Here is a 13,066-nt window from a genome sequence, read left to right as displayed (position 1 = left end):
TGCGCCGCTGTGGAAGACACGGCGCAGTCCGATCGGCGGCTTGCCGTTCGCCATCGCGCCGCGCTCATCCCTGGAGACAACCAATGACCGACGACCGGCCCTTCGGCGCGCTCGCCCGCGATGGCCTCACCCATGTCGAGTTGACCTGGGTCGAGAAAAAGCTGGAGCACTGGATACGCTTCGGCCGCATCGCGGAGGATCGCATCCTGACACGCCGAACGCGCGTCGTCGGCTTTCGGCCAGGTGCGATTTTCGCCTTCGTGCGCTGGGCGTCCAACGACTTCGGCACCATCGTCTCGCGTATCGACGTGGTGCGCGCGGTGGCGGCGAACGAGCCCTACACGACGCTGCCCTTCGTGCGGCCGGGCGGCGATATCCTGCTCAAGATCGAAGGCTGGCCGAAGGTGAGCCAAGTGCTGGCCGTGATCGACGCCGTGGAGGCCGCTGGTGTCGATCCGTGCGAAGCTGCCCCCGATCACTGGCGGCATGTCCACCAGCGCATCACTGCCGGACATCAGCCACGGCTCTACACGACCGAGCGCCATACCGCGTGGCTCAAGCGCCGGGAGATCGAAGGATGACCCGCCGCCGCTACGCTGTGGCCACGGCCCTCGCCGCGTCGGCTTTCGCAGCCTCGTTCGTTGCTGTCGCCGTCGTCCATCCGCAACCGCGTCTCGTCTGGAACGCCAGCGCCAGCGCGCCGATCGGTCTCTACCGGATCCAGCCCGACCGCGATCCGCCCACGGGCGCGCTGGTCGCTGCGATGCCGCCCGCCAGACTCGCGCGATGGCTTGCCCAGCGCGGCTATCTGCCCGCCGGACTGCCGCTGCTCAAACACATCGCGGCCAAGGCCGGACAGCGCATCTGCCGACACGGCGCCGTCGTGAGCATCGACGAACGTCCCGTTGTCATCGCCCGAGCGCGGGATGGCCGAGGCCGTCCGCTGCCGGTCTGGCAAGGCTGTCACACGTTGCAAGCCGGCGAGTTGCTGCTGCTCAATCCGGCGGTCCCGGACAGTCTGGACGGCCGCTATTTCGGCCCGCTGCCGGCGTCAGTCGTCATCGGACGCGCTCTGCCGCTGCACCTCAGCACCCCTCTGCCACGCCTTCACCTGTCAAGCCCGAAGGAGACCCACCATGCCCGTGAACATCTTTGAGCCGACCGATAACGGCTATGCCGGCCGCATCCGGCTGTTCGCGATAGACGAAGCGATCATGCTCGTTCCGGCCGAACCGAGCGACGCCGAGGACCCGGCCGATTACCGCATCCATCTCGACGATCCGGACGGTCCGATCGTCGGTTTCGCCCGCAAGCGCACCAGCGAACGGGCTGGCGACTACATCGCGCTGGAGATCGAAAGTCCGCTCTTTCCGCGTTGGCTCAAGCCCAAGCTGTTCCGCACGGACGCCGACGCGCAGACATTCCGGCTGTCATGGCGCCACCCGCGATCCAGCCAGGACCGGAGCTGATCGGTGCCTGACCTGATCATCCCTTTGTTCGTGGAAAGGCCGTCTCATCCCTCCGTCCCGCTCGGTCGCAGGCCGGCCGGTGCGCGCAGCGAAGGTCAAGGGCGGCCTTCGGCCGACGCTCCGCGCGCACCCTTTATCGGAGCGAGCACATTGGCAGGCTGGCGGCGAAGCGGAGTCGGGTCGGTCGTTGGTCTGGTGATCATGCTGTTGGCCTCGCCGGGCACCGCGCTGGCGCAGAATGCTCCGGCTGGGGAGATCACCGAGAGTGTCCCTTATGCTGCACCCATTGCCGAGGCGGCGCAGCGGTTCGGCATCCCCGAGCGTTGGGTATGGGCCGTGATGCGCGCGGAGAGCAACGGCGATTTTCGCGCCGTCTCTCCGGTCGGCGCGATGGGGCTGATGCAGATCATGCCCGCTACCTGGGCCAGCCTACGCGCACGTTATCGGCTCGGTTCCGACCCGTTCGATGCGCGCGACAACATCCTGGCGGGCACGGCTTACCTGCGCGAGATGTACAACCGCTATGGCAACGTGACCGCCATGCTGGCCGCCTACAATGCTGGCCCTGGCCGCACCGACGAATATCTTTCGCGCGGTCGTCCGCTGCCTGCGGCCACGCGCGCCTACATCGCGAAGTTGGCGTCGATCACCGATGGTTCGGACGACACCCGGCTCGCAGTCGCGCTACCGCCCGATCCCTTTGCCTGGCGCCGCGCGGGGCTGTTTCCGGCACGCGCGGGTGGGTCTTCTATTGCTGCCACTGTACCTTCGGAAGGTGCACCGGCCGTTCCATCAGCCTTCGCCGCGGAGCCCGTCGCGCTTCGCCAAGCCAGCTTGTTCGTCCCACTTTCCGACGAGATCGCACGATGATCGCGCGTAATCTTCAGCGTTTCGGCCGTGTATTTGCCGTCAGTGACGGTATTCACGCGCGCTGGCGTTGCCCGTCGCAGCGTCTCGCAGCGCCGGAAGAGAGAAGGCGTCTGCTTTTGCAGGGGAAAGGTCGAGGGCAAGATAAAGGGCGGCAATGTGCGAAGCCCCTGCGCCCCGGTCGTAGCCTTGATTCTCAAGGCTTTTGGGCATTGCTGCGCAATGTGTGCGGAAATCCCGCACTGTGCGGCGCTGGCCGAACGTCAGTCCTCACCGTGGTTTTTCGCACTGTGCGGAGCGCCGCGCCATGAGCGGTGACGAGGATTTCCGCATCCGCCCTGGCCGCATCCGCTCGCGCGGCGGCCGGCGGGCGCTGCCGATCATCACCCAGGCGCTCGTCGCCGCGCAGCGCGCCGGCGGCCATGTCTCGCGACGCGGGCGAATCATCGCGCCGGGCCGTTCGACCTTCGGGCGCGGCCGCGTCGCCAGCCTGCGCGCCACGCACCGGCTCGGCCACCGATCGCGCCAGGTTGTCGTCAAGGCGCGGGTGGTCCGCCACGGCGGCCGCGCCTCGCTCGCGGCGCATCTCAACTATCTGCAACGCGATGGCGTCACCCGCGACGGCGAGAAGGGCGTGCTGTTCGGCGCGGACACCGAGGGCCTCGACCGGGGCACGTTCGCCGCGCGCTGTGAGAACGACCGGCACCACTTCCGCTTCATCGTCTCGCCCGAGGATGCGCCCGACATGGGCGACCTCAAGGGCTTCACCCGCGAGCTGATGACGCGAATGGAAAAGGATCTCGGCACCCGTCTCGACTGGCGAGCCGTCGAGCACTGGAACACCGATAACCCCCATGTCCATGTCATCGTGCGCGGCGTCGCCGAAGACGGCCAGAACCTCGTTATCTCGCGCGACTATATCGGCGAGGGAATGCGCGCCACCGCGCGCGAGATCGTCACCCGCGAGCTGGGGTTGCGCAGCGATCTCGACATCCGCACCTCGCTGGAGCGACAGGTCGACGCCGAACGCTGGACCGAGATCGACCGCGACCTCTCGCGCACGCTTGGCCGCGAGGGCGTCATCGACATGGCGCCCGAACCGGGCGTGCGGCCGGACGGGGATCACACGCTGCGGATCGGACGGCTGCGCAAGCTGGAGGGGCTCGGCCTCGCCAGCGAGATCGCGCCGGGCCAGTGGACGCTTGCGGACAATGCGCAGGCCGCGCTGCGCGAGCTGGGTGAGCGCGGCGACATCATCAAGCGGATGCACAAGGCGATGAGCGATCGCGGCGTTGACCGGGGCGCCGCCAGCTATGTGCTCCAACCCGATTCCGCCCAGCCCGTCATCGGCAAGCTGGTCGACCGCGGGCTCCATGACGAGCTGACCGGCCGCGCCTACGCGATCGTCGACGGGATCGACGGACGCACCCACCATGTCCAGTTTCCCGACATCGAGGCGACCGGCGATTGCAAGCCCGGCGCGATCGTCGAGCTGCGCCGCTTCGAGGACCGCAAGGGCCGCCAGCGGGTGGCGCTTGCCGTGCGATCGGACTTGGATTTGCCGGGACAGGTCCATGCGTCGGGAGCCACCTGGCTCGACCGCCGCAACCTGTCGAGCGAAGGCCGCGATCTCGGCGGCGGCTTTGGGACCGAAGTGCGTGCGGCAATGGAAGCGCGCGCCGAGCATCTCGCCGACACCGGCCTGGCGCGTCGGCAGGGGCAGCGCATCATCTTCGCACGCGGCCTGCTCGACAGGCTGAAGCATCGCGAACTGGACGCGGCGGCCAAGGACCTGTCGGCCGATATCGGTCTGCCGCACACGCCCTCAAAGGCCGGCGAATATGTCGCCGGCACCGTGCGCCAGCGCCTCACGCTCGCCTCGGGCCGCTTCGCCATGATCGACGACGGCCTGAGTTTCCAACTCGTCCCCTGGACCCCCTCGCTCGACCGCCAGATCGGTAAGCACATCTCCGGCGTCATGCGTGGCGACGGCGGCGTGGACTGGTCGCTCGGCCGCGGCCGGGGGCTCGGGCTGTAACCCTTCCAAGGAGATTGAATATGCCCGCCAGCAAGATTCTGTGGGGCCAGGTCGTCACCGTCTTCACGATCATCGTCGCGACGCTCTGGATCGCCACCCAATGGACGGCCGCGGCGCTCGACTATCAGCCGCAGCTCGGCCCGCCCTGGTTCGCCGTCTTCGGCTGGCCGGTCTATCCGCCCTACGCTTTCTTCGTCTGGATGTTCTTCTACGACGCCTACGCGCCCAGGATATTCGAGACCGGCGCGCTGATCGCCGCTTCGGGGGGCTTGCTCGCCTTCATCGTCGCCATCGCCATGTCGGTGCGCCGCGCCCGCGAACTGAAGAACGCGGAGACCTATGGCTCGGCCCGCTGGGCGGAACGCCGGGAAGTGGAGGCGGCCGGCCTGCTCGGGCCGAACGGCGTCACGCTGGGCCGGCTGGGACGCGACTATCTGCGCCACGACGGCCCCGAGCATGTACTGTGCTTCGCGCCGACCCGAAGCGGCAAGGGCGTGGGACTGGTGGTGCCGACGCTGCTGACCTGGCCGGAGAGCTGTATCGTCCACGACATTAAGGGCGAGAACTGGCAAATCACCGCGGGCTTTCGCGCACGTCACGGCCGCGTATTGCAGTTCGATCCGACCGACGCGCGCTCGGCCGCCTACAACCCGCTGCTCGAAATCCGCAAGGGCGCCCTGGAGGTGCGCGACGTGCAGAACGTCGCCGACGTGCTGGTCGATCCCGAAGGCAGCCTGGAGAAGCGCAACCACTGGGAAAAGACCTCCCATGCGCTGCTGGTCGGCGCGATCCTGCATGTCCTCTATGCCGGCGAGAACAAGACCCTGGCCGGCGTCGCCGCCTTCCTGTCGGACCCGCGCCAGCCGATCGAATCCACCCTGCGCGCCATGATGACCACGCGGCATCTTGGGCGAGCCGGCGTCCATCCCGTCGTGGCTTCCGCTGCGCGGGAGCTGCTCAACAAATCGGCCAACGAGCGATCCGGCGTGCTCTCGACCGCCATGTCGTTCCTCGGCCTCTATCGCGATCCGGTTGTCGCCCAGGTGACGAGTCGCTGCGACTGGCGCATCGCCGATCTGGTTGAGGGGGCGCTGCCCACCACGCTCTACCTCGTCGTCCCGCCCTCCGACATCTCGCGCACCCGGCCGCTGATCCGGCTCATGCTCAATCAGATCGGGCGGCGCCTCACCGAGGATCTGAAGCCGGCGGCCGAGCGTCACGAGCTGCTCATCATGTTCGACGAGCTGCCGTCGGAAGGGCGCCTTGACTTCTTTGAAAGCCAGCTCGCCTTCATGGCCGGCTACAAGATCAAATGCTTCCTGATCGCGCAGTCGCTCAACCAGATCGAGAAGGCTTACGGCCCCAACAACGCGATCCTCGACAACTGCCATGTCCGGGTCTCGTTCGCCTCGAATGACGAGCGCACCGCCAAGCGCATCTCCGACGCGCTCGGCACCGCCACCGAGATGCGCGCTATGAAGAACTACGCCGGCCACCGGCTGTCCCCGTGGCTGGGACATTTGATGGTGTCGCGCTCCGAGACCGCCCGCCAGCTCCTCACACCTGGCGAGGTGATGCAGCTCCCGCCCGACGACGAGATCGTGATGGTGGCGGGCGTCCATCCGATCCGCGCCCGGAAGGTTCGCTATTTCAAGGACCGGCGGTTCACCGAACGGGTGCTGGTGCCCCCGGACCCGAAGGCCGGCGTTGGCGAGCCGCGCCCAGACGACTGGAGCAATATGCCGCCGATCGCGCCGCCGCCAATGGCAGAGCCGACCGAGGAGAAGGCGCCGAAAAAGTCGAAGAAGAAAAAGGCCGGTAAGAAAGCAGCGGCGGAGGACGATGCGGAGAATGGGGACCTGCGCCGCGAGCCGGACATGGAGCGCCATATCGACATCGCGTCGCCGCCGGGCCCAGCGCCCGCCAACGAGTTCGAGCTGGACGAGCCGGAACCCGATACCGACGCGGCGCGACAAGCGACGGTGCGGCGACAGATGCAGGGCATGGCACGGCAAGCGTCGCTCGATCCTGACGACGGCATCGAGCTATGACCACCAAGACGCCATTCTCTGTATATCTCGACCCCGAAGTGATGCAGGCGCTCGCCGCCTATGCCGACCGGCGGGGCAAGTCGCGCTCGCTGGTCGCCGAGGCGGCCATCGCATCCTTCCTTTCGCCCGACGCCGACGAGCAGCGCGAGGCAGCCATCGCCAAGCGGCTTGATCGGCTCGACCGACGCCAGACGCGATTGGAGCGCGATGTCGGGATCGGCGTCGAGATGATCGCGCTGTTCATCCGCTTCTGGCTGTCCAACACACCGCCGCCGCCCGAAACGGAGCGAGCCGCGATGCGCCGCCAGGGTGGTGATCGCTACGACGCCTTTATCGAGGCGTTGGGCCGGCGGCTCGCGAAAGGTCCGAAGGTCCGGCAGGAGATCGGCGAGGATGTCGAAGTTGCATCATAGGATGGGACGATCCGGTTATTCCCCTTCTAGGAGCCAATCGGCTGAAGCCGACGTTCGTTCATCTCCGTTGATGCGCGACGTATATTACCGCTGGGTTGGACTGTCCGGAAGGGCATATTTTGTTGGTTGGATGGCTAGATTTGCCATTAGATTGTCTGGTCCCGTGACAATGAACATTAAATCGCGTTGTCCGTAACCCGGATTGATCAGCGTGGAAGACATTATGCTGCAACTGATCTAAGACACATTTATGGCTGAAACGCAGATCGAATGGACCGATGCTACATGGAATCCCGTCGCTGGCTGCACCATCGTCTCGGCGGGCTGCACCCATTGTTATGCCATGGAAATGGCGCGCCGCCTCGAAGCCATGGGCGTCGCCAAATATGAGCGCCTGATCCGCAAGAGCGGCAAGCGCGCGATCTGGAACGGCACCGTACGGGAAGATCGCCAAGCACTCACCATCCCCCAGCGTTGGAAGAAGCCACGCAAGATCTTTGTTAATTCGATGAGTGATCTCTTCCACGAACGAGTAAGCGACGCTTTCATCGCCGAAGTCTGGCAGGTAATGCGCGCGACGCCCTGGCATTCCTATCAAATCCTCACCAAACGCCCCGAGCGCATGGCCGAGCTTCTGATGCAGATGGAGTGGGGCGTCCTTCCCAATGTTTGGCTTGGCACAAGCGTGGAAGACGCGGCGGTCGCCCAACGCATTGATCATCTCCGCCGTGCGCCGGCTGCGACGCGGTTCATCTCGTTCGAACCTTTGATAGGGCCGGTGGGCGACATCGATTTGACCGATATCCATTGGGCGATCGTCGGCGGCGAAAGCGGTCGGCTGGCGCGGCCGATTAAGGAGGAATGGATCGACGAGATCCATGACCTTTGCGGCGTCTTCGGGACGGCCTTCTTCTTCAAGCAATGGGGAACCTGGGGCAAGGACAACAAGCGTCGATCCAAGAAAGCCAATGGCCGACTCTATCGTGGCCGGACCTGGGACGAAATGCCGCAGCTCTCGGTGGCATGCCCATAGACATGGCGCGGGGGGCGCATGGTCGAAAAAGCGTATGAGTGGACCGATGGAGCCGTGCTTGAGGAGCATTCGCGCCGCAAGCACCGGATCCTCCGCGAATATTTTTCGCAATATCTCCGCGTCCGCTGGCGCCGCCCGCAACAGAACCGCTTCCGTTTCGCCATCGTCGACGGTTTCGCCGGCGGCGGCCGCTACAAATGTGGCGCGCCGGGATCGCCCCTGATCTTCATCGAGGAGCTGCGCGCGACCCTGGAGGCGGTCAACCTCCATCGCGTCGAGCAGGGGTTCGATCCGATCGAGGTCGAATGCCTGTTGATCTGCAACGATGGCAACCGCGATGCCATTGAGCTGCTGAAAACCCATGTCGCGCCGATCGAGGCGGCTGTGAAGGCGGAGGTCGCCAAGCTGCACCTTCGGGTCGACTATCTCAACGACACGTTCGAACGCGCCTATCCGACCATCCAGCAGCTACTGGCGGCAGGCCAATATGCCAATGTCGTCTTCAACCTCGACCAGTGCGGCCACAGTCATGTCGACCTGCGCACCATCGTCACAATCATGCGCGCGCAGCGGTCCGTCGAGATATTCTACACCTTCATGATCGAGGCGCTGATCGCCTTCCTGCGCAAAAACGACCCGACTGTGCTCGCGACCCAGCTTGCCTATCTCAACGTCACACCGGACGATCTCGCCGGGCTGCAGGGCGCGATGAGCAAGAATGTTTGGCTTGGCACGGCCGAACGCATCGTGTTCGAGACCTTGGGCACGTGCGCACCTTATGTCAGCCCCTTCTCAATCCACAATCCGAGCGGGTGGCGCTACTGGTTCGTCCACTTCGCGAACTCCTACCGTGCGCGCCAGGAATATAACGATGTCCTGCACAACAATGCGACGACGCAGGCCCATTTCGGGCGCTCTGGCCTCAACATGCTCAGCTACGATCCACGCGACGAAGGTGCACTCTATCTGTTCGATGACGCCGGGCGACAGCAGGCGCATGGCCAGCTGCTGGAAGACATACCGCGCCTGATCTCCCGGGCGGGGGACGCTATCGAAATCGGCGAATTCTATGAGGGCATCTATAATCTCACGCCCGCGCACACACAGGACATCCACGCTGCGATCATCGACAATCCTGACATCGAAGTGATCACACCAACGGGTGGCGAGCGCCGAAAGCCCAATACGATCGCCGTGGGCGACACGCTCAAACTGAAACGCCAGATCAGCTTCTTTCCCATGTTTCTAAACGGCGGAAAGACGGGCTGATCCATGGCATCCCAACGCACGGACGCGGAGTGGCGGGAGTTCGAGCGGCTCGTAGCTAGGATCGAGACCGATGTCCGAGACTCAGGCGCCGTTGTTACCTCTCCCGATCACATTCGTTGCACCCTGACCGGTGCGCTACGCGAGGTCGACGCCAGCATCCGTCATGCGGTCGATGGCGTCAGTCGCCTGATCACAATCGAATGCCGCAAGCGCCGCGGTCGGCAGGACGTGACCTGGATCGAGCAACTGGCGACCAAGCGGCAGTCTATTGGCGCTGACAAGACGATAGCAGTAAGTGCTTCCGGATTTTCGGCTGCCGCGCACAAAGTAGCTGCTGCCCACCAGATCGAATTGAAGGCGACCCGGGAACTGTCGGTTGCCGATCTCAATCCTCTGGCACAGCTGGATTTCGTCTGGTTCACACACAAGGTTGCGAAGTTGCAGTCGGTCGGTTTGCGCTTCTTTCGATCGTTGGAATGGAAGCTGCTGGAAGCCGGTGATGTCAATTGCACCTTGCCGACCGATACCGACCCGCATCAGCCCATCTTCACGAACAAGGATGAAGGGCACAGCTGGTCGATCAACGATTTGTGGCACCAATTGCAGCAAGCGACGGAACCTTTCGACGGCATCGCCAAGGGCAAACCTCCGGTCACGCGGACTGCATGCTTTCCCTATCCCGGTAATGTGGAGGCTTGGACGCCCGACGGCCCGAGGCGGCTCGGTGAAGTTTTCCTGACTGTCGCGCTGTCGCTGGAGGTCGAACAGATCACCCTCGATCAGGCCAGGAAGGTGGACTATCGCGCGACCGGGCAAGACCTGCAGCGCGTCGAATTCGCGTCGCAACGATCGGCTACGCAAGAGTGGCGTGTGTCACTGCAACTGCCAAGCGATGCCATCGACCTCGGAGAACTGCGCACCGGTGGAAGCTGGCCCATCCGCAAAACCCGCCCTGGCGCAGATGACGGGGGCGTATCGTGATCCGGTTCGACGTCAAGCGACGCAGCGTGATTTTCGAATATGAGCCCGAGTTCACCAGCGCCGAGTGGATCCTGAATGAGTTGAAGACCCACCATGAAGTGACACTAAGCCGCGGCTTCACGTTCAAAGATGACGATCTGATTGAAGGCCCGGTCGACGTTGCCGAAGACGAAATCGGCGAACCCGTCTTCCGCTTCCGCTTTGCCACGCGCCGCAGCGGCTATTTCCGTATTCCGGGGCGGATTCTCGGAATCGCCAACGACGTGCTGATCGACGAGGGCATCACCCTCCAGCGCAAGTTGTTCATTGCCGAACGCAATGTCGGGATTTTCCGGCGCCTCGCGAAAGTGATCCCCGATGGAGCCGAGATTGTCATCGGCGGAGATCGCGAAGGCGGCATCCCTGAGGACGTGTTCCGCGAGCTGCTCGATCGCTTTCCCAATTCTGGGGAGCTCGACCGCTACGCCAGCGCGCGCGTCGAGACCATCATCGGAGAGCATTTCGATGGAATGAAGAGCGCGCGCGACCAGTACGAGACCTACCTCAGCAAGCGAAAGTCATCCGTGACTGATGCGCCCCTCGCGCAGGATCATCTCCTCCAGGCCGAGGTCGACAAGTTCGTCTATGTGCGTGACACCATCATTGCTTGGCTTCGATCCGCTGATTCCTACACCGAGCGCGACTGGCAGAAGATGATCATCAAGATCATCCTCCTCATCTTCCCGAAATACGTAGCGGTGCTCGAGAACGTCGAAATCGCCGATTTCTACACCTCGCCTGACCGCACCAGACGCCGCTACATCGATCTGTGCTTGATCGACGCCGCAGGCAATCTCGACGTCATCGAAATCAAGAAGCCGTTCGACAATGTGTTGCTGAGCAAGTCGCTCTATCGCGACAACAGCATCCCCACGCGCGAGCTATCGGGTAGCGTGATGCAGGCCGAGAAATATCTGTTCCACCTCTCCAAGTGGGGAGTCAATGGGGAACGGGAACTCTCTCGCCGCTTTGCCTCCAACCTCCCGCGCTCGATGCAGATCCGCATTACCAACCCCAAGGCGATGATTATCCTCGGGCGTGATTGCGGTCCCGATGGTCAACACGCGCTTACAGATCGCCAACTGTTCGATCTCGAAATCATCAAGCGCAAGTATGCCAATATGATCGACATCCTCACCTACGATGACCTGCTGCGCCGACTGGAAAACATCATCACTTCGCTCGTGAAGCGGAAAGCCGGAACCGCCTTAGGCTAGCAACCAATGGGCTTGGTCTATACCTGCGACTAGATCTAAGGTGGATCGATTAGATTGCACGTATCACAGTCGATCCCGTAATATTGTTGGAACTGGTGCTTGGCGAGCGCAACGAGGGCGGCATTGTCAGTCTTCCCGGTGAGCCATTTGAAGTCGTAGTGGAACGGCCCCGGTTGCAGGGTCCATTGTAGCGCCAGATCGTACACGAGCATGCCAGTGAAGAAGGTCTGCACGAGCATTTTGATGTTCTGATCGCTGCGGCCAGGCATCGCGCGCGGATAGATCTGCTCAGTATCCGCTCGGTCCTGAAAGAGGGACAGATGATCCACAAGAAGGGCGCTCTCCTTTGGCGTCACCTTATCGCCGGCCAGCCACATACCGGGCCAGCAGAAGAATTCAGGTCGCTTCAGCTTGTCGCGACAGAAAGCGATATAGTGCGAGACCATGACGCGCACCGGCGTGTTGACGGCCTGGAAGCCGAATGTGCGATGCTCCTCCATCAGCGCATCGACCGGACCACCATCTCCGAGAAGACCGACGACCGCTTCAAGGGCCGCACGCGGATGGTCATAGCCGCAACGGTCGGTCAGCCGACCCGCGATGTCATTATATTCGAGGGCGGAGTAGGTCTGCACGCCGTTCGCAAGTTCCGGCGCCTCCGCCGCAGCGAGGCACAGAAGCGTGAAACGGGCGCCGGCATCCACGTCGCTGATGAGGTCGTCGAAATGCTCGATATCCAGCGGAAAACCACGCGTAGGGTTAATCGCTAGATCGCAGATCAAAAGGAAGAGACCGACCAGCGGGTCGTCGTAGCGCTCCGGCCATTGCGTGGCCGTCAACTTGAGGAACAGCTCGAAGGCATCCCGGTAGAGCGGCGCGAAATAGCCATCGTCGCGATAGGTCTGAAGCAGTTCCGGGCCGCCGGCCGACGCCAGAAACTGGATCTGACAGAAGCGGGCCTGGCCTTCAAAGATGTGCCGCAGGCCGATCTCCGCGTAGGGCGGCCGCGGACCATAAGGAAAGCCTTCGCTGCGCTCGGCATGCAGGCGACGGGTTTCCGCATCCCAGCTCTCAGGATTGGGAAATTGGCCGTCAGCGAAGTCGCACGAGCCGTTGATGGCGCTGACGGTGTCGCCATAGGCCTTGAGATAGCTGTGTCCTACACCGAGGAAGAAGGGCGAGCGCTCATGCTCCAGCACCGACTTGGGAAAGAAAGCGAGCTGCTTATAGTAATTGATATCGAGTGCGTTGTTAACGGCGACGTTGTCGGCAACGAGTCCTGGATCGAGGGGCGACGTGCCGTCGATCAAAGCGCGATCTGCCCATGCCTTGACCGGCTTCACAGCGCCGACCTCGCGCGCAAAATCTGCGAGGAAGCCCATGCTGCCGTACACCTGCGCAGGATAGGCCAGGCTCAGGATAAGGCCTGCCGTCGAGCCCACATGCTGCCACCAGTGGATCGTTTCATGCAGATAGGTGGAATAGGCCTGATACAGTTCGGCCGTGTCATAGCCGTCTGTTTCCTGCCGGGTGATGGCATCAACCAGTTCGTGCGTTCGAGGGCTCAAGCGCAGCACGAAATGCTCCGTCGTGTACGTGCCGAGCGCATTGATGGTCGCCTCGAATACCGACTGATCGTTACTGGGATTGAGCAGTGCCGGGTCCAGATCGGAAAACCGAAGCATCGGG

The 13,066-nt window shown here is 63.4% G+C and carries 12 protein-coding genes; 11 read left to right on the top strand and 1 reads right to left on the bottom strand.

The window, feature by feature from the left end; genetic code table 11:
• Nucleotides 1-83: 83 nt before the first annotated feature.
• The 11 genes from RLDS_RS49380 (at nt 84) to RLDS_RS49335 (ending at nt 11,377) form a co-directional block, all read left to right on the top strand.
• Complete coding sequence (locus tag RLDS_RS49380; protein ID WP_021227837.1) at nt 84-581, top strand: DUF2840 domain-containing protein; 498 nt, start codon at nt 84-86, stop codon at nt 579-581.
• Nucleotides 578-1,156, top strand: a complete 579-nt coding sequence (locus RLDS_RS49375; RefSeq protein ID WP_021227836.1) for a S26 family signal peptidase — start codon at nt 578-580, stop codon at nt 1,154-1,156. The genes RLDS_RS49380 and RLDS_RS49375 overlap by 4 nt, the downstream gene beginning before the upstream one ends.
• Nucleotides 1,137-1,469 carry a DUF736 domain-containing protein gene (locus RLDS_RS49370; RefSeq protein WP_021227835.1) on the top strand — a complete coding sequence of 111 codons (333 nt, stop codon included), beginning with the start codon at nt 1,137-1,139 and terminating at the stop codon, nt 1,467-1,469. Before RLDS_RS49375 ends, RLDS_RS49370 begins: the two co-directional genes overlap by 20 nt.
• Nucleotides 1,470-1,472: 3 nt before the next feature.
• On the top strand, nt 1,473-2,339 hold the full coding sequence (locus RLDS_RS0128810; RefSeq protein ID WP_084514947.1) for a lytic transglycosylase domain-containing protein: 867 nt from the start codon (nt 1,473-1,475) through the stop codon (nt 2,337-2,339).
• A gap of 304 nt (nt 2,340-2,643) precedes the next feature.
• Nucleotides 2,644-4,374, top strand: a complete 1,731-nt coding sequence (locus RLDS_RS49365; protein WP_021227833.1) for a relaxase/mobilization nuclease domain-containing protein — start codon at nt 2,644-2,646, stop codon at nt 4,372-4,374.
• A gap of 20 nt (nt 4,375-4,394) precedes the next feature.
• Nucleotides 4,395-6,425 (top strand): conjugal transfer protein TraG, encoded by a 2,031-nt coding sequence (locus RLDS_RS49360; RefSeq protein ID WP_021227832.1) that lies wholly within the window; start codon nt 4,395-4,397, stop codon nt 6,423-6,425.
• Nucleotides 6,422-6,838, top strand: coding sequence for a CopG family ribbon-helix-helix protein (locus tag RLDS_RS49355; protein WP_021227831.1), 417 nt, complete (start codon nt 6,422-6,424; stop codon nt 6,836-6,838). Before RLDS_RS49360 ends, RLDS_RS49355 begins: the two co-directional genes overlap by 4 nt.
• 250 nt (nt 6,839-7,088) lie before the next feature.
• On the top strand, nt 7,089-7,871 hold the full coding sequence (locus tag RLDS_RS49350; RefSeq protein WP_021227830.1) for a DUF5131 family protein: 783 nt from the start codon (nt 7,089-7,091) through the stop codon (nt 7,869-7,871).
• Nucleotides 7,872-7,889: 18 nt separating this feature from the next.
• Nucleotides 7,890-9,140: a three-Cys-motif partner protein TcmP gene (locus tag RLDS_RS49345; RefSeq protein ID WP_021227829.1), complete on the top strand. Its 1,251-nt coding sequence runs from the start codon at nt 7,890-7,892 to the stop codon at nt 9,138-9,140.
• Between the two features lie 3 nt (nt 9,141-9,143).
• A complete protein-coding gene (locus RLDS_RS54745; protein ID WP_021227828.1) occupies nt 9,144-10,121 on the top strand; it encodes a restriction endonuclease in 978 nt (325 codons plus the stop codon).
• Nucleotides 10,118-11,377 (top strand): Shedu immune nuclease family protein, encoded by a 1,260-nt coding sequence (locus tag RLDS_RS49335; protein ID WP_021227827.1) that lies wholly within the window; start codon nt 10,118-10,120, stop codon nt 11,375-11,377. The genes RLDS_RS54745 and RLDS_RS49335 overlap by 4 nt, the downstream gene beginning before the upstream one ends.
• 35 nt (nt 11,378-11,412) lie before the next feature.
• Here the strand turns inward: RLDS_RS49335 and RLDS_RS49330 are convergent, their stop codons facing one another.
• On the bottom strand, nt 11,413-13,062 hold the full coding sequence (locus tag RLDS_RS49330) for a hypothetical protein (RefSeq protein WP_021227826.1): 1,650 nt from the start codon (nt 13,060-13,062) through the stop codon (nt 11,413-11,415).
• Between the last annotated feature and the right edge of the window lie 4 nt (nt 13,063-13,066).

The sequence above is a fragment of the Sphingobium lactosutens DS20 genome (assembly GCF_000445105.1).
GTDB lineage: Bacteria > Pseudomonadota > Alphaproteobacteria > Sphingomonadales > Sphingomonadaceae > Sphingobium > Sphingobium lactosutens.
Note: the sequence above shows the minus strand (reverse complement) of the source record. Positions and strands in the feature narration are given on the sequence as shown.